At 66.5% G+C, this 16,689-nt stretch carries 11 protein-coding genes; 4 read left to right on the top strand and 7 right to left on the bottom strand.

Annotated features, from left to right (window positions below; translation table 11 throughout):
- Window positions 1-38 precede the first annotated feature (38 nt).
- Window positions 39-1,076, bottom strand: a complete 1,038-nt coding sequence (locus tag AC1DZQ_RS08885; RefSeq protein ID WP_476963228.1) for an acyltransferase family protein — start codon at window positions 1,074-1,076, stop codon at window positions 39-41.
- A gap of 188 nt (window positions 1,077-1,264) precedes the next feature.
- On the opposite strand from AC1DZQ_RS08885, the gene rfbA reads away from it, so the two are divergent.
- Both rfbA and AC1DZQ_RS08875 read left to right on the top strand, forming a co-directional pair.
- On the top strand, window positions 1,265-2,134 hold the full coding sequence (gene rfbA / locus AC1DZQ_RS08880) for a glucose-1-phosphate thymidylyltransferase RfbA (protein WP_390203977.1): 870 nt from the start codon (window positions 1,265-1,267) through the stop codon (window positions 2,132-2,134).
- Between the two features lie 78 nt (window positions 2,135-2,212).
- The gene (locus tag AC1DZQ_RS08875) at window positions 2,213-4,261 is read left to right on the top strand and encodes a DUF6541 family protein (RefSeq protein ID WP_476963167.1); all 2,049 of its coding nucleotides are present in this window, start codon (window positions 2,213-2,215) and stop codon (window positions 4,259-4,261) included.
- Window positions 4,262-4,619: 358 nt separating this feature from the next.
- On the opposite strand, the gene AC1DZQ_RS08870 is transcribed toward AC1DZQ_RS08875, so the two are convergent.
- Genes AC1DZQ_RS08870 through glf form a run of 4 tightly spaced genes read right to left on the bottom strand, consistent with a single transcriptional unit; the run spans window position 4,620 to window position 9,419 of the window.
- Window positions 4,620-5,372 carry an ABC transporter ATP-binding protein gene (locus tag AC1DZQ_RS08870; RefSeq protein WP_476946882.1) on the bottom strand — a complete coding sequence of 251 codons (753 nt, stop codon included), beginning with the start codon at window positions 5,370-5,372 and terminating at the stop codon, window positions 4,620-4,622.
- Window position 5,373: 1 nt separating this feature from the next.
- Window positions 5,374-6,243 carry an ABC transporter permease gene (locus tag AC1DZQ_RS08865; protein ID WP_476963166.1) on the bottom strand — a complete coding sequence of 290 codons (870 nt, stop codon included), beginning with the start codon at window positions 6,241-6,243 and terminating at the stop codon, window positions 5,374-5,376.
- Window positions 6,244-8,235 (bottom strand): glycosyltransferase, encoded by a 1,992-nt coding sequence (locus AC1DZQ_RS08860; RefSeq protein WP_476963165.1) that lies wholly within the window; start codon window positions 8,233-8,235, stop codon window positions 6,244-6,246.
- Window positions 8,232-9,419, bottom strand: coding sequence for a UDP-galactopyranose mutase (gene glf / locus AC1DZQ_RS08855; RefSeq protein ID WP_476946879.1), 1,188 nt, complete (start codon window positions 9,417-9,419; stop codon window positions 8,232-8,234). The genes AC1DZQ_RS08860 and glf overlap by 4 nt, the downstream gene beginning before the upstream one ends.
- A gap of 259 nt (window positions 9,420-9,678) precedes the next feature.
- On the opposite strand from glf, the gene AC1DZQ_RS08850 reads away from it, so the two are divergent.
- Entirely contained in the window at window positions 9,679-14,013 is a 4,335-nt protein-coding gene (locus AC1DZQ_RS08850) for an FtsK/SpoIIIE domain-containing protein (protein ID WP_476963164.1), read from the top strand.
- Here the strand turns inward: AC1DZQ_RS08850 and AC1DZQ_RS08845 are convergent.
- Window positions 13,981-14,376, bottom strand: a complete 396-nt coding sequence (locus tag AC1DZQ_RS08845; RefSeq protein WP_476963163.1) for a hypothetical protein — start codon at window positions 14,374-14,376, stop codon at window positions 13,981-13,983. The genes AC1DZQ_RS08850 and AC1DZQ_RS08845 overlap by 33 nt on opposite strands.
- 430 nt (window positions 14,377-14,806) lie before the next feature.
- Between AC1DZQ_RS08845 and AC1DZQ_RS08840 the strand changes: the two genes are divergently transcribed.
- The gene (locus AC1DZQ_RS08840; protein WP_003804966.1) at window positions 14,807-15,055 is read left to right on the top strand and encodes a WhiB family transcriptional regulator; all 249 of its coding nucleotides are present in this window, start codon (window positions 14,807-14,809) and stop codon (window positions 15,053-15,055) included.
- Window positions 15,056-15,190: 135 nt separating this feature from the next.
- Here the strand turns inward: AC1DZQ_RS08840 and AC1DZQ_RS08835 are convergent, their stop codons facing one another.
- Window positions 15,191-16,660: a sensor histidine kinase gene (locus AC1DZQ_RS08835; protein WP_476963162.1), complete on the bottom strand. Its 1,470-nt coding sequence runs from the start codon at window positions 16,658-16,660 to the stop codon at window positions 15,191-15,193.
- Window positions 16,661-16,689 lie beyond the last annotated feature (29 nt).

Here is a 16,689-nt window from a genome sequence, read left to right as displayed (position 1 = left end):
CTCATTCGTTTTGCCCGTTCTGTCTCAGTGCCCGGCCGCTAGACGCTCTTCTTGGCGCGGCGCATGACGGGCCGCTCGACTAAGAACCAGCTTGCGGCCGCCAGCGGTATGGTGCAGAGCGCAGCGGCGACGGTGAACCAGAACACCCCCCAGTGGTATGCCCCGAAGACCGCCAGCAGCTGCTGGACAGGGAACGCGTAGATGTATGCGCCATAGGAGATATCGTGCCGTGCGACGACGGCCGGCTGCGGAAGCCACGTCGAAATCCACAGCAACCCGTACGCAATGAACGGCGCGGCAAGCTGCCCGCCAAACCCGTCAACGAAGAAAATCGACAGCGCCGCCAGTGCGAGGGAAACAGGTCCCGCCACCCTGTGAATGCCGATCCTGGAGCTGAGAACCTGCACGACCGCGCCGCCGAGGAAGAAAGGCACCAGACGTGCGGCGAGCTCAAAGTCCAGGTTGGACTGGAAGTAGGGCTTGAGGGCGTCGATGTTGGCCCACACGGCCACGCTTGCCAGGAATGCGGCAATCATGGGCCAAGGCGTCTTCTTGAAAAACGGCAGGAAACCAACCAATGCCACGAGGAGGTAGCACACGAACTCGAAATACAGCGTCCAGAGGGAACCGTTCCAGGCCTTGGCATACGGCACACCGGCCGGGGTCCCAGCGATGTCATAGCTCACGATGTGGAGCCCCATATTCGCAAACACGGAATTAAGGGGTGTGGTGGGCGTGTGAAGGAAGCCGGAAAGCGATCCGTGCTGGATGCCGTAGGCTGTCGGCGCAAAGCCGAACGCCATGACCACCAAACACACAATAAAAGCGGGAAAAATACGGGCCACACGGTGCACGAGGTACGGACCGATCCGGTTGCTGAACCTGCTCGCGGTAATCAGGTACCCGCTGATGCCAAAGAACCCGGCCACGGCCCAGCCACCCAAGTTTTCTCCGCGGAAGCCCCAGCCATTACCCGCACCGACAATGTGCCAGCTGTGCGCCAGGAGCACGAGGAAGGCGAGGAACAATCGGATGAGGTTGAGGCTGTTTCCCCGCGGATCAAGCCGGCTCCCCATCGCGGGGGCCGGAAATGCTTTTGGTTTCAGTACGGCTGTGCTCAATCCCGGGCTTCCTTCGTGATGTTGTCCAGACCGTCGATTCTACCTTGCGGCCATCAGTCGCCGGTCCCAGGGGGTCGTTCCCCGGAGCGACCGAAGCGGCGCCTGGTTTGCTGTGGCGACTCAGTTACGGAAGGATTGGGCCCATGCGTGGAATAATCCTGGCCGGCGGTACCGGCTCCCGGCTTCACCCGATCACCCTCGGCATCAGCAAGCAGCTGGTCCCCGTGTATGACAAGCCGATGATCTACTACCCCTTGTCCACGCTGATCCTTGCCGGCATCCGGGACATCCTCATCATCACCACGCCCCATGACGCGGAGCAGTTCCAGCGGCTCCTGGGCGACGGGTCCAAGTTCGGCGTCAACCTCACCTACGTCCAGCAGCCCTCGCCGGACGGCCTGGCCCAGGCGTTCGTGCTGGGTGCCGAGCACATCGGGAACGAGACCGTGGCGCTGGTCCTCGGTGACAACATCTTCTACGGCCAGGGCATGGGCACGCAGCTGCGCAGGCACGCCGACATCGACGGCGGTGCCGTGTTCGGGTACTGGGTCCGGGATCCCAAGGCCTACGGCGTCGTGGAATTCGACGACGACGGCAAGGCTCTCTCGCTGGAAGAGAAGCCCGCGAAGCCGCGCAGCCACTACGCCGTGCCGGGCCTGTACTTCTATGACAATGACGTCATCGACATAGCCAAGAACCTGAAGCCCTCGGCGCGCGGTGAACTGGAGATCACCGATGTCAACCGGACCTACCTGGAGCGCGGCAAGCTGCAGGTGGAGATTCTTCCGCGCGGTACGGCCTGGCTGGACACCGGAACGTTCGATGACCTCAGCGACGCCTCAAACTTCATCCGCACGGTCGAGAACCGTCAGGGCCTGAAAATCGGCGCTCCGGAAGAAATTTCCTGGCGGCTGGGCTTCCTGACCGACGACGAACTTCGCCAGCGTGCGGAACCCCTGGTCAAGAGCGGCTACGGAGCCTATCTGCTGGGACTGCTGGACCAGACCATCTGACGTGCCCTCCTGTCCTGATGTGCCCGCCTGTGGCGGGCCGCTACTTGCCTGTGCCTGCATCACTTCCGGGCTAAAGAGTTGAACTGGCTCCAGACGCTGCCCTTCGTGCTGGAGGCGATGCTTTTCCTCCTGGTGCCCGGCGGTCTGGTAACGGTCAGCCTTGGCCTGAGGGGACTGTCCGCGGCTGCCCTGGCCGGGCCGGTCACGGTCTCCATTGCGGCGGTCCTGGCCGTACTCCTGCCGTTCGCGTACATCCCGTGGACAGCCGCTGCCGTCCTGGCCGGCGGCATTCTGCTCTCTGCCCTGATCGTCGGGATCCGGCTCCCCGGGATCCGGCGCGCTGGCGGCAGCCTGCGCGACGCCTTTATCCCCTGGCACCGCGCCCGGGTATCCCTGCCCCCCGCGCGCCGAACCAGGAGCGGGGCCTGGGTCGCTGCGGCGTTCTTCGCGGGCGCGGCGCTGATCCTCGTTGAACTTGCTCTGGCGTTCGGTTCTCCGGAGAGTTTTTCCCAGACCTTCGACAACGTGTTCCATCTGAACGGTGTGCGGTACGTTCTGGATACGGGCAACGCCTCCTCGCTGTGGATGTCCAAGATGACCAGCGGCGATGCCTCTCCCTATTTCTATCCGGCGGCCTGGCATGGCCTCGCCGCAGCCCTCGTCCAGTTGACCGGCCTGCCGATTGCGGTGGCCGTAAACGTCCTGAACATGGCCGTGGCGGCAGTCGTGTGGCCGCTGGGCTGCATGATGCTGACACGGACAGTGGCAGGCAACCGTCCCGTGGCCGTAGGCGCCGCAGCGATCCTGGCCGCACTGTTCGCGCCGTTCCCGATCCTGCTGCTGGATTTCGGCGTGCTGTATCCGAATTTCCTGGCCATCAGCATGCTGCCGGCCGCCCTGGCCAGCATTGCCCTCTTGTGCCGGGTAGCGCGCCACATGGAGTGGCCGCCCGCGCCCCGGTTCACGCTGCCGCTGCTGATCCTTCCGGGACTTGCCCTGGCCCACCCGAACGGCTTCATGTCCCTCCTGGCGCTCTCGGTTCCGATCATCCTGCAGGCCTACGCACGCCTTGCCGGCAACCGCGAACACCGGGCCCGGCACCGCACGGCCTGGATCCTTGCCAGCCTGGGACTCGGCGTTGGGGCCGTGGCCATGTATGTGCTGTGGACCAACATCCGGCCGCCGGAAGATGCTGCATTCTGGGGACCCGTACAGACGCCCCGCGGTGCTGCGTGGGATGTTCTGGCGAACGGCGCCATTGACCGTCCTGCTGCGATCGGCGTCAGCGTGTTGATGCTGATCGGACTCTTCCTGTGTTGGCGGCGCGGCGGCAGGACGTGGATGATCGCCGGTTTTGTCATCGTCGGCGTGCTGTACGTCATTGTCTCCGGCACCTCGAAGGGCGATGTGCGCAGCGCACTTACCGGGATCTGGTACAACGACAGCAACAGGATCGCGGCGCTCCTGCCGCTGACGGCCTTGCCGTTTGCCGCCGTCGGCGTCGATACCGTTGCCGTCTGGCTCCGCCGCGCCCTTGACCGGCTGGCAGGGTCGCGATCGGCCACATCGGCGCACCCCCTCAAGGACAGACCCAGCGCCAGCCGCGGCACCAACGCTGCCTATTTGGTCATCTGCGGTGTGCTCGCCCTGGCGGTCGCCGCGTCCCAGATCCCCTCACTGAGGACCGCAATCGGCTCGGCCCGGAAGAACTACCTCGAGACGGACCATTCGCTGCTCATCTCAACGGACGAACAGAAGATCATCGACCGGCTGGACGAGATCGTTCCCGCGGACGCCGCCATCGCGGTGAACCCGTGGACGGGCGGCGCACTGGCTTACGCCATCGCCCATCGCGAGACCACGGCCAAACACATCCTGACGGCCAACACGGCCGCCGTCGAAACACTTAACCGGGACCTCCGCAACGCGGACAACGATCCGGCGGTCTGCGCCGCGCTGAAAGCGACGGGTGTCCGTTACGTCCTGGACTTTGGTCCCAATGAAGTCCACTTCGGCGAACATCCATTCCCCGGACTGGAGAACCTCAACAACTCGCTGGCTGTCCGGCTGGTCCTGGCAGAGGGCGGCGCCCGGCTGTACGAAGTCACGGCCTGCCGCGGACAATGAGCACCCGCAGCGGGGTTGCGGCTAGCTGAGCCTGGCCAGTTCGGCCAGCTTGACTTTGAGTTGCTCGGGGTCGGCCGCGTCCGCCGGGAGGGCAAGCGCCACCCTCACTACGGTCAAACCGTCCACCATCTCCACGACGTATTCCGTGGTCCCGGTCAGGCGGTTGGCGGAATACCACGCCTTGGCTGTGGGTCCGACTCGGGCGACATCATCAGCCGGGGCAGCCCGAGCCTGTCCAGGCGGGCCTGGTCCGGCCCGGTGGTCCTCCACACGAGAAGCGCGGCCAGCCTGCACTTCTGCCCGGCCGCGGCCGGCCCTACGCCGACACGGCCGGGCCGGGAGCTGGCCGGGCACGCCGCTACAGGGCCAGGGACCTGCGCCGGAGCTCGTTGACGACGTCGTGCACTTCGCCGTCCATGACAATTTTGCCGTGTTCGAGCAGGACGCCGCGCTCACACACGGTCGCCACGAGGTCCAGGTCATGGCTGACGACAAACAGGGTCTTCCCGATCTCGGAGAGCTCCTTGATCTTCGCGATGCACTTGCGCTGGAAGGGCTCGTCGCCCACCGCGAGGATCTCGTCGATCAGGAAGACCTCGGGGTCCGTGTGCACCGCGATGGAAAACGCCAGGCGCAGGTACATGCCCGAGGAATAGAACTTCACCTCGGTGTCGATGAACTCGCCGATTTCGGAGAATTCCACGATCGAGTCGAACTTCTCGTCGATCTGCTTCTCGGTCATGCCGAGGATGGCGCCGTTGAGGTAGACGTTGTCCCGGCCGCTGAGGTCATGGTGGAAGCCTGCGCCGACTTCGATCAGCCCGGCGACGCGGCCTCGCGTGCGCACCGTGCCGCCGTCGGGCTGCAGGACCCCGGAAATGAGCTTCAGGAGCGTTGACTTTCCGGAACCGTTGAGCCCCATGAGTGCCACAGTTTCGCCCTGCTTGACCTCAAGCGAGACATCCTTGAGGGCCAAGAACTTCTTTGAGAGGTCGCCCTTGCGTCCCTTCACGAGCCAGACGAGGGCTTCCTTCAGGGAACGGGTGTGGCGGAGCACGAACTGCTTCCGGATGTCGGTGCAGATGATGGCGACGTGGCCGTGCGCGGTCATGTCAGAGCTCCTGTGCGAAGTGGACGGCAAGCCGGCGGAACGTCCACTGCCCGAGGAACAGCACGGCCAGCGTGATCAGCAGGGCGAGGGGCAGCCAGAGCGTCAGCATGCCCGGCGGTGAGGCGTCGTTGACCATCTGGTCCGCCTTGAGCGTCGGTTCCCAGAAGGCCCAGTGGAAGACCTCGACGGCGACCGTCATCGGGTTCAGCTGGTAGATCCAGAACCAGTCACCCATCACCTTTTGGACCATGGACCAGAGGTAGAGGACCGGTGAGGCCCATGTGACCACCATGACGATCATGTCCACGATGTTTTCGGAGTCGCGGAAATAGACGTTGATGGCGCCGAACAGCAGGCCGAGGCCCGTGCCCAGGACGGCCACCATCACGAAGATCAGGACCACCGCGGCGAGCTGCAGCAGCGTTGGCGCCCACCCCACCACGAGGCATGCGCCGACCAGCACCAGCAGCTGGGGCAGGAAGTGCGCTGCCGACACCCACACGGTGGCCACCGGGAACAGTTCCCGGGGCAGGTAGATCTTCCGGATCAGGTCACGGTTGTCCACAATCGAGCGGGTGGCGTTGGACAGCGATTCCGTGAAGAAATTGACCAGGACAATACCGGAGAACAGATAGATCGCATAGTTCGGCGTTCCCCGCTGCAGGTTCAGGAAGATGCCCAGCGCCACGAAGTAGATCAGGAACTGCACGAGCGGCTTCACGTAGGACCACAGCAGGCCCAGCACCGAGCCGCGGTAGCGCACCTTGATTTCCTTGCGCACCAGCAGCTTCAGCAGGAAGCGGTCGCCGTAGACGTCCAGCAGCCCGTGCCCGGTTCCGGGCTTGATCAGCTGGTCGGTTTGACCAGCCATCTACCTTCCGTCCTCGGAATTCGCCTCGAACGTCTTCTTCCACGCGTCGATCGAGCTGATCTCGGTCACCGCGCGGCGGTACTGCTCGGCAAGGCTGTCCCATTCCCGGAACAGCTTCGCGTGCAGCATGGTCGCCTCTGTCAGCATCGCTTTCAGCTTCTTTGGGTCGCGCTGGTACCACGAGGCGCCGGTGCCCTCCGCGTTGGAGACCACAACACTGTCATAGTGCGCCACCCGATACCACCGGTTGTCCCGGTGGGCCAGGTAGCCCTGGGGCCTTTCGGCGCTTTCCGGTCCCGGCGCCTTGATGAGCTGGCGCGCCACGGTCTTGATGCCCCACGGGATGAGCTGCTTCTTGCTGGGCAGCCCCACTACGGTCCCGCCCATCGGTCCGCGGCCGATCTTTGGCGCCGGGAAATCATCGACGTCTTCCTTCAGCTGGGCGTCCGGGTACTGCGCCTTCAGGGCATTGATTTCCGGCAGCTTGGTGCCGAGCACCTTGTGGAGGTCGTCGGGCCCGTTCAGGAGGTCGCGCAGCGCGTCGATCCGGCCGTGTTCGGTGAAGTACTGCATCGACACGAGGTGCTTGACGTCGGACTGGAAAGATTCGCGCAGCACGCGGCCGCCCTTGGGGTACGGGCTGTGGATCAGCGTGGTGATCAGCCGGTTGCGTGCGTGGAAGTAGGCCTGCCAGCCGACGAGGTCGTCCTTGTCGATCCAGGACACGTGCCAAACGGCGGCGCCCGGCATTGAGACCGTGGCAAAGCCGGCTTCCCGGGCGCGCAGCCCGTATTCGGCGTCGTCCCATTTAATGAACAGCGGCAGGGACAGCCCGATTTCCTGGATCACCTTCGTGGGGATCAGGCACATCCACCAGCCGTTGTAGTCAACGTCCACGCGGCGGTGCAGCCACGGCGTCTGGCGCAGGTTCGAGACGCTGAAATCGTGCCGCGTTTCCATGTCGGCGTGGGGCAGGGCCGGGACGATCCGGTAGGGGTCAACGACCTCGCCGAAGGTGTGCAGGACGCTGCGGTTGTAGAGGTCGAACATGTGCCCGCCGACAATCGTCGGCTTGCGGCAGTGGTCGGCGAATGTCAGGAGCCGCACGATGCTTTCAGGTTCGACGACGATGTCGTCGTCGAGCAGCAGGGCGTAGTCACTGCCGTTTTCGACAGCCTCGAACATGCCGCGCGCGAAGCCTCCGGAGCCGCCGAGGTTTGCCTGGTTGATGACCCGGAGCTTGCCGCCGAGGGCGTCCCGGACGGCGGCGAAGCCCTCCTGGTCCTCGACCTTCTGGGTGCCCTGGTCCACGATCAGGATTTCCTTGACGTTTTCAAGGACGTCCGGGTTATCCGCCAGGATCCGGGCGTTGTTCAGGCAGAAGTCGGGCTTGTTCATGGTGGTGATTTCGAGGGTCACCTGGCCCTTGGTCGTGGGACCGCCTGTAGCCTCCCACGCGCCGTTCTTCAGGACCAGGTCCCCTGTGCTGGCGGCCAGGTCAAACCAGTACCAGCCGCCGTCGCCGAAGGGCTTGAGCGAGAGTTCGAACGTGGAGGTAGCGTCGCCGTCGACGTGTTTGCCGTCCACGCGCTGGACCGATCCGCGGGCGTTCGACTTGTAGACCGTGACCGTTCCCGGACCGCTGGTCTCCACCACCAGGCGGACGTCCCGAACCGAGGTCCACCGGCGCCAGTAGCTCGCCGGGAAGGCGTTGAAGTAGGTGCCGAACGAGAGCTGCTCGCCGGAGCGCACCCGCATGGAGTGCCTTCCGAGGAGGTCCTCGAAGTGAGCTACCCGGCTCTCGGAGCTGAACATCTGCAGCTTGTCCTCGAGCAGCTTCGGGGTGCGGGCGAATTCGTCGTTCTCGCGCAGCCGGATGCCGCTGGCGGTGCCGGCGTCAACATAGAGGGGTACGGTGTCGGTCTGGTCCGTCGATGGCAGGATGACCCGCTGAATCGGGTTCCAACCGTGTGTCGTTTCAGCGGCGCTCATGCGTCCACTCCTCCGCTTTCAATCGTGGCGCCGGCCTCGAAATGCGGCCGGATCTTGTTCTCGAACATGGTCAGGGCAGAGCCGATGGCCATGTGCATGTCCAGGTACTTGTACGTGCCGAGGCGTCCGCCGAAGAGGACATCCTTCTCGGCTGCCGCGAGGTCCCGGTACTTGAGCAGGCGGTCCCGGTCCGCGGCGGTATTGATCGGGTAATAGGGCTCGTCGCCCTTCTCCGCCGCGCGGGAGAATTCGCGCATGATGACGGTCTTCTCCGTCTGGTAGTCGCGTTCCGGGTGGAAGTGACGCGGCTCGATGATGCGTGTGAACGGCACGTCGTCGTCGTTGTAGTTAATCACTGAGGTGCCCTGGAAATCGCCGACGTCGAGGACTTCCTCTTCGAAGTCGATCGTGCGCCAGGAAAGATCGCCTTCGGCGTAGTCGAAGTAGCGGTCAACAGGGCCGGTGTAGATGACCGGGATGTTGCCGACGACCTTGTTTTTGCTGTACTCGTGCGACTCGTCAAAGAAGTCAGTGTTCAGCCGGACCTCGATGTTCGGGTGCTCGGCCATCTTTTCGATCCAGGCCGTGTAGCCGTTGGTCGGCAGGCCCTCGTACTTGTCGTTGAAGTAGCGGTTGTCGTAGTTGTACCGGACGGGAAGGCGGGAAATAATGCCCGCGGGCAGGTCCTTGGGATCCGTCTGCCACTGCTTGCCGGTGTAGTGCTTGATGAACGCCTCGTAGAGCGGGCGGCCGATCAGCTGGATGCCCTTGTCGTTCAGGTTCTGCGGATCGGTGCCGGCCAGTTCGCCGGCCTGATCCTTGATCAGTTCCTGGGCCTGCCCGGGGGTGAGGTTGGCCCGAAAGAACTGGTTGATCGTGGCCAGGTTGATGGGCAGGGAGTAGACCTCGCCCTTGTGCACGCCGTACACCTTGTGGACGTAGTTCGTAAACGTGGTGAAGCGGTTCACGTACTCCCACACACGGTCGTTGGAAGTGTGGAAAAGATGTGCACCGTAGCGGTGCACCTCGATGCCGGTCTGCTCTTCCTTTTCGCTGTAGGCATTGCCGCCGATGTGGTGGCGGCGGTCGATGACGACTACCTTCAAGCCCAGCTCCGTGGCGGCCTGTTCTGCGATTGTCAGGCCGAAGAAGCCCGACCCTACGATGACGAGGTCAGCGGTCACAAACTCTCCTGATTCGAATGCGGGCAGCCCAATGTTGCGCATTGTCTGCTGCTCTAGCCTACCCGAGGCTCCATTGCAGTCGGCGCCCGGCCCCCGCTGCGCGGGCCTCGTCCGGCCTGCGCCGGGAGCGAGAGCGGAGCCGTCTGGCTCGTGTCCGGGCCGCCTCCGTTTATCCACATGGAGCAATTTCCCGGGCGCAGCCGGGCAGAGGCGTCCCTAACGTCGAACCTGGGCCGCCACGCAGGAAAGGATGCCCCCGATGATCTTCCACTGCACTCTCGCACTTTGCACCCTCCCGTCAGGTTCGACGCCGGACGGGCAGCTCATTGAGCTGTCCGTCGAGGTCCCCGACGCGTGCCCAGGCGCGGATCTAGAGGCGGCCGTCGCCCGGCGCTACGGGACCGGTGAGCTGTCGGTCCGGGGAGCGCCGGTCGCCGCCATGACTGTTGGCGCGCCTCCCCTCGTCCACGGTGCTGTACTGGTTGAAACTGCTGTACTGGTCGACGGTGCCGGGCTGGTGAATGGACCGGGGGCGGCATTCCGTTCCCGGCCGGGCAAACCGGACACTGCCACGTTGCTGCTCGCTGTGGACGGCGGTCCCGGCGCGGGCACGCTTGTCGCGCTGCAGCGGGGACGGTTCCGGATCGGACGCGGCGGCACCGAGATCGTGATCTCTGATGCCGCACTCTCCCGGGAGCACGCCCGCCTGGACGTCGCGGACTCGGAAGTCACGATCGTGGACCTCGGCAGTGCGAACGGAACCAGCGTCGATGGGCGGAAAGTGCGAATGGCCCAGGTGACCACGGCGTCCTCGATCCGTTGCGGCGACTCCATCCTCTCGATCCGGCTTGGGCCGCCGGGGGTGCCCCATGCTGCCGCGGAGTCAGTGACATCGCTGGCGGGCTCCAGCGTTGCCGCGCCGCTGGTTGTCCGCGGCATCGCCGCCCCGGGCCACCGGGCCGCCGTGGTGCTGGCCGCGGTGCTGCCGCTCCTGGTCGGCGTCGGTCTGGCCCTTCTCACCGGCATGTGGATGTTCCTGGCCTTCACCGCAGTCTCTGGCGTGTCCGTCCTCGTCCCGTTCCTTTCGGGCCGCCGCCAGCGCCGCGAGCTCAATGCCGCTGTGGCGGAGGCCACCCTGCAGGACAGGGAACGACGCCGGCAGGCCGCACCCTCCGCGGCGGACCTGACCATCGGTTGCGCGGCAGCGGCGCCCCCGGCGGCCCGCACACCTCACGGCGAGCCGCCGGACATCTGCCTGCGGCTCGGGCTGGCGGAGCGGACGGCGAATATCCGGCTCGAACCGCCCGACCCCGGCTTCCGCCCACCGCCGCTCGGCCTGGTGCCCCTGACGTTGGATCCGGTCCCGGCAGTGGTGACCATCCATGGCCCCGCGCCCGCGACGGCCGGGCTGGTGCGCTCGTTCATCCTGCAACTGGCTGCCTATCCCCTGGCCGGCAGCACCCGTCTGCTGCTGCATGGCCCGGCGGACACGGTGCCGCTGCCGGCGCGCTTCCTGCCCGGCGTCACATTGTCCGCAAATGACGCCACCACCGCGGCCCTGCTGGCTGCCGGTCCCGGCGGTCCGGGCAGTGCTGCGGGTCCGGGCGAGGGATTCAACCGCGGAGTTCTCATTCTTTGGGACACCTTGTCGCAGGCAGGGACCGCGCCCGGGCCGGACACCGCCGGTGCAGGCCCGGCATTCAGGGCCTTGGCCGCGGCACACGGGTGGAGGGTGATCGAGTGCTCGCCGGAGCAGGGCCCCGGCGAACACCCCGGCATTGTCCTCGGCCGTCGCAGCTCCCTGATCAGGACCGGGTCACCGCCCCTGGACTTCGTTCCGGATCTGGTCCCGGCCGAGGTCTTTGACCGCTTTTGCCGGGGCTTCAATGCCGCACGGCGCACACCGGCGACTGCCCCGCCAGCCTTCCCGCAGCACTGCAGCCTGGCCGACGTCCTTCCCCTCCCGGCACCGGACATCTCCAGGCGCTGGTCGCTGAGCGGCATGGAGGCCGGGCTCGGTGCGCCCGTCGGCGCCGGGAGCCGGGGGATCCTGCGGATCGATCTGAAGGCCGACGGTCCGCACTTCCTGGTCGCGGGGACCACGGGTTCCGGGAAGTCGGAGTTCTTGCGGACCCTTGCCGCCGGCCTCGCGGCCAGCCATCCGCCGGACCGGGTCAACCTGCTCTTCATAGATTTCAAGGGCGGCTCCGGCCTTGGCCCGCTCACCGGGCTCCCGCACTGCGTCGGCATGCTGACGGATCTGGGCGCTGCACAGGTGGAGCGCACGCTCGTTTCCCTGCGGGCCGAGGTCCGGCGGAGGGAGGAACTGCTTGCCCGGGCCAATGCCCCGGATCTCGCGGCCTACGAGTCATCACCGGCCGCCGGACCGCCCGTCCCCTATCTGGTCATCGTCGTTGACGAGTTCAGGATGCTGGTGGACGAAGCGCCCGGCGCCCTTTCCGAACTCATGAGGATTGCGGCCATCGGCCGGTCACTGGGGATCCATCTCATCATGGCCACACAGCGCCCGCAGGGGGCCCTGAACGCCGACATCAGGGCCAATGTCACCACGTGCATCGCGCTCCGGGTCCAGTCCGGCCCCGAATCGTTCGACATTATGGGCTCCGGGCTCGCGGCCGTCATTCCCATCGCACGCCCCGGGCGGGCGTTCCTGGTCCGCGGTGCACAAGCTCCGGAGGAGTTCCAGACGGCCACCCTGACGCCCCGGACCGCCCCCGAGGCAGACGGAACAGTCACGGTTCGCACGGCCATGGACGAACTGATGCGGCCACCGGCAGCCGCCGGTCTCGGGGCTGAGGGCTCCGCCAGCCGCGAAGCTGACGACGGCGCGGCCCTGACACCGGTCCTGACTCCGGCGCAGGGGGCGGTGGCGCTCATCGACGCCGCGGTGGCCGTGTGGCAGGGCCGTGGCGCGCGGCAGCCCCGAAGACCGGTGGCAGATCCTCTGCCGGTCCTGCTGCCGCATCCGGGTTCCGGGCACTCCGACCAGGACATGGTCCGGCTGGGGCGGGTGGATCTGCCGGAACTCCAAAGGGTCACGGAGCTGGGCTGGAGTCCTGCCGGGCACGGGCATCTGGGCCTTGTCGGCGCCGAGGCCGGCGCCGGTGACCCCGTATTGGCCCTCGCAGTCGATCAGCTCCTGGCCGGCAGTGTGGAGTCGCACCTGTACATCCTTGACGCCGCCGGCGCTTTCAGCACCGCCGCGGCGGAGCCACGGGTCGGCGCGGTGGCCGGCCTGCACGAAGTGCGCCGGGCCGCCAGAGTGCTGCGGCGGATCGCCGACGAAGCCACGTCACGGCTGAGCGCGCCCGCGGCCGGGCCGCGGCCCGTACTGGTCCTGGTGCTCAGCGGCTGGGGCGCCTGGGTGTCGGCGTTCCGGTCCGGGCCGCTGGCCTGGGCCGAAGACCTCGTTCATGACATCGTGCGGGACGGTTCCCGGGCAGGGATTACGGTCATCGTCTCGGGCGGGCGTGAGCTGGTGACCGCGAGGTTTTTCGCTGGCCTGCCGAACCGGATCTTCTTCCCTTTAGGGTCTACCGACGAGGGCCGCCTTGCGTGGCCGCGGCTTCCGGCGTTGGAGCCGGTCCCCGGCCGCGTAGCCGTGTTCGGCACCTTTGTTCCCACGCCTCTGGCGACCGGGCATGCGGCCCAGCTGTTCGAACCAACGGCCGCGGCCGGGCTACACCCCACGGGTGGAGCCGTCTCGACCAGGCCCTTCCGGGTGGACGCGCTGCCTGGGTTGGTGACCGTGGACGAGGTGCTGGCCCCCCAGTGCGGCGGCCCCGGGCCAGGGCAGAGGATCCCGCCGCCTGCTGCCGGGTCCGCTGTCATGCCCGCCGCTGCGCACGTCCGGGTCCCGGCGGCCGTGCTGCTCCTCGGGGTCGGCGGCGACGAACTCCGGCCGCACGGGATTAAGTTGCCGCCCGGCAGCGTCCTCGCGGTCCTCGGCGGCCCCGGATCGGGCAAAAGCACGCTGCTGGCTGCGCTGCCGGGGATGAACCCAGCCTGTGCCTGGCTCGCACCGAGGCCGGGGACCGATCCCGGCCAGTACTGGTCCGGGCTCCACGCCGGCGCGCTCGCGGGCACCCTGGACCGGACAGCGATTGCGCTCGCAGACGACGCCGACCTGCTCTCGCCCGAGGCCAACATGGCATTGGCGGCCCTGAACAGTCTTGGCTGGAGGGTGGTCCTCACCGCGGGATTTGGCCCGGCCTTTGGGCAACGGGTGGATCTGGCTGCCACCGCGCGCAGCCAGGGACGGGCGGTCCTGATACGCCCGGGAGGGCTCATGGACGGTGAGCCGTTCGGGGTCCGGTTCGAACCGGAGCACAGTCCTCCGCCGGGACGCGCCGTCGTCATTTCCGACGGCCGCGCGACGCCGGTTCAGCTGGCTGCGCCCTGCCCGCCGGTCCAGCCGGCCGCGACGCGGCCTGCGGTCCAGCCGGCCGCGACGCGGCCTGCGGTCCAGCCGGCTCCCGTTCGGCCCGACGGCGGACCGGACCGGGTCTCCGTCGGGCGGCACGCCGCACGGGACGGGCCTCTACAGGGCGGGCGGGGCTCCGGCTGCCCGTGAGGCGAAGGCTATGACCCGCTTGTCGAAAAGGAGCACGATCGTGGTCACGGCGGGAATCAGCATGGCCAGTCCGGCCAGCGGATAGCCGCCGGTCAGGGTAGGGAAGCCAATGGTCAGCACGAAGAGCTGCGCCACCAGGGCACCGGCCCGCGGCCAGCGGAATCCTCGCAGCAGGAATCGTGCCACGGCAAAGAGCCAAATTGAGAAGGCCAGCAGCAGACAGAGCGTAAAAACGGCACCCCAGAAGGAGAGCACCGGTGCTCCGGTCAGGAGCTGGGTCCCGTACCAGCCGGCCGCCACAAGCAGTGCCGCGGCCTCCAGGGCGACGACGGCGGCGATGACAACAATTCCCCTTGGCCGCACAGGTTCTCCGGCAGCTACTCCGGCAGGGGTTTCATCCGGATTACGCAGCGAATTTTCGCCGGGCTGCCCACCGGCATTTTCACGGGGAATACCACCGGGGCTTTGACCGGGGCGTTCACCGGGGTCATCACTGGCATTTTCGCCGGCATTTTCGCGGGGGTCTTCAGGGTTCACAGGGGGCCTTGACACACTGGCACACTACCGGACATAGTCGACTAGATGTGAGGACGCCGCCACTGAATGTGATGCAACGCTCACGGTCTCGAGGCATGTTGACCTCTATTACCCCTTGTTTACACAGCGTTAACATGACACGCTTAATCCAGATGACCGAGGGGGCCCCAAATGGGCCCTTTTCTTATGAAGCCTCTAGTGAATAATTTCACAAAGGCAATTCAACGAGTTCCCAGGAATGGAGTGACTGATCAGCATGGATTGGCGTAACCGCGCAGCCTGCCTTGACAAGGACCCGGAGCTGTTCTTCCCCGTTGGAAACACGGGCCCTGCCCTCCTGCAGATCGAGGAAGCGAAAAGTGTTTGCCGGCGCTGCCCCGTTGTGGACACCTGCCTGCAATGGGCCTTGGAGTCCGGCCAGGACGCCGGAGTGTGGGGCGGCATGAGCGAGGACGAGCGCCGCGCGCTCAAGCGCCGCGCGGCACGGGCACGGCGCGCTTCCTGATTCTGCCGCCCAAGCACCGGCAGCTACCATGCCGGCAGCCACCGCACGACCCTGCAGCAATGGCCGCGGACCTCCAGGTCCGCGGCCATTGCCTGTTTAAGCCGGTGCACGCAGCGTCGGCGCGGCGTCAAACTGTCAGCGCGGCGTCAGGCTCAGGACAATCTGGACTGCGGTTCCGCCGCCGTCCCTGGCCTGCCAGTGGATGGTGCCACCAAGTTCACTCGTGACCAGTGTGCGGACAATCTGCAGGCCAAGGCCCTCGACGTACGGCGTGTCCGGCAGCCCGACGCCGTCGTCCTCCACCCTCACGGTGAGAAGTTCATCCCCGTCCTCGCTCTCCGACCGGTCGGCGAGCAGCCAGACCGTGCCGGTGCGCCCCTCCAGCCCGTGCTCGACGGCGTTCGTGACCAGTTCGTTGATGACGAGGGCCAATGGGGTGGCGAAGTCGCTCGGAAGTTCCCCGAAGAGGCCCGAACGCTGTGTCTTGACCTGCTGCGAGGGCGAGGCGACCTCGGCCGAGAGCCGGAACTGGCGGCCGATGAGTTCGTCAAAATCAACGCTCTGGGTCAGGCCCTGCGAGAGCGTCTCATGCACGAGGGCAATGGTCGCCACCCGCCGCATGGCCTGCTCCAGGCCCTGTTTGGCCTCGTCGCTGACCATACGCCGCGACTGCATCCGCAAGAGGGCCGCGACAGTCTGCAGGTTGTTCTTCACCCGGTGGTGGATCTCGCGGATCGTGGCATCCTTGGTGACCAGTTCCATCTCCCGGCGACGCAGCTCCGAGACGTCCCGGCACAGGACCAAGGCGCCGAACCGCTGCTGCTCGTCGCGCAGCGGAATCGCGCGCAGCGACAGACTTACGCCGCGTGACTCGATTTCGCTGCGCCACGGCATGCGGCCCGTGACGACGAGCGGCAGTGTTTCATCGACCATGCGCCGGTCCCGCAAAAGCCCTGCAGTCACCTCGGCGAGGGACCGGCCCTCGAGGGACTCGCCATCACCGAGGCGGCGGAACGCGGAGACCCCGTTGGGGCTGGCGTACTGCACGATCCCCTCGGCGTCGAGCCTGATCAGGCCGTCACCCACACGCGGGGCGCCCCGGCGTGAGCCTGTGGGCGACGCGAAGTCCGGCCACAGTCCCAGGGTTCCCATGCGCAGCAGGTCGTAGGCGCATTGCCGGTAGGTGAGCTCGAGCCGGGAGGGCATCCGTGAACTCGAGAGGTCCATGTGGGAGGTCACGATGGCCAGGGTGCGGCCGTTGCGGACCATCGGGACCGCCTCGACCCGCAGGGCCATGTCGCTGCTCCAGTTGGTCTCGTTGGAGCGCTCGATCGCGCGGCTCTCCCACGCCTTGTCGACCAGCGGCTGCAGGTCCGACCTGATCCCCTCCCCCACGAAGTCGGCGTGGAACACCGTGTGCGTGGTGGAGGGGCGGACGTGGGCGAGTGCCACGTAGCCGAACTCAGGATGCGGAAACCACAGGGCAAGGTCGGCGAACGCGAGGTCGGCGACCATCTGCCAGTCGCCGACCAGGAGGTGCAGCCATTCGGCGTCCCCCGGGCCAAAATCAGCATGTTCCCTGATTGGGTCCGTAAAGATTGCCACAGCACCTCCATTTGCGACGCCAGGGACGG

The organism is Arthrobacter sp. P1_C12_2, from assembly GCF_056406415.1.
The sequence above is the reverse complement of the archived record's forward strand: the minus strand, read 5'-3'. Positions and strand labels throughout refer to the sequence as shown.